The sequence below is a fragment of the Vibrio sp. 2134-1 genome (assembly GCF_033339495.1).
The window spans coordinates 1-700 of record NZ_JAWOUS010000423.1 but is presented as its reverse complement, the minus strand read 5'-3'; the positions used below and the strand labels follow the sequence as shown (position 1 = coordinate 700).

General features: G+C 50.7%; 1 protein-coding gene. It reads right to left on the bottom strand.

The features are described from left to right. On the bottom strand, positions 1 to 700 hold a 700-nt coding region (locus R7R78_RS26395), incomplete at both ends, for an NAD(P)-binding protein (protein WP_225474646.1).

Genomic DNA, 700 nt, shown 5'->3' with positions numbered 1-700 from the left:
ATGCCGTTGCGGCACATCAGTTCGATTTCTTTGTCTAGAATGTCTTTGGGTAGGCGATATTCAGGAATGCCGTAGCGTAGCCAACCGCCTGCTTTTGGCATGGACTCAAATACGGTGACGTCATAACCTTCATTCGACAAGTAATAACCTGCCGTTAAGCCACCGGGGCCACTACCAACAACGGCGATCTTGCGATGCTTCGCTGGTTTTTTCTCTGGGACATACGCTTCATGCGCCGCTAGATCTGCATCTGCGGCATGGCGTTTGAGTTGGCGAATGGCAATCGGCTCATCCACCAAAGAACGGCGACACTCACTTTCGCAGAATGCCGGACACACGCGCCCAATCGACAACGGCATTGGCAGTGTGCGTTTAATAACTTCAATCGCTTTTTGATGATCGTTTTGCGAGATATGGTAGAGGTAAGATTGGATGTCTACCCCAGCAGGACACGCCGTTTTGCATGGAGCTTCACAGTCGGCGTAGTGGTCCGTCATGATTCGGTTGAGCGCTTTTCTGCGGTGCTCACTCAGTTGTTCTGATTGTGTGACGACATTGAGACCGCGGTACACTTTGAGATCACAGGCACGCTTAGTTCCGCCACTTTCCACTTCGACAACACACAAATCACACGGAATTTTCTCGGTACTTTTGTTCATTCCGCACAGTGAAGGGATTTCGACCCCACACACTTTGGCTG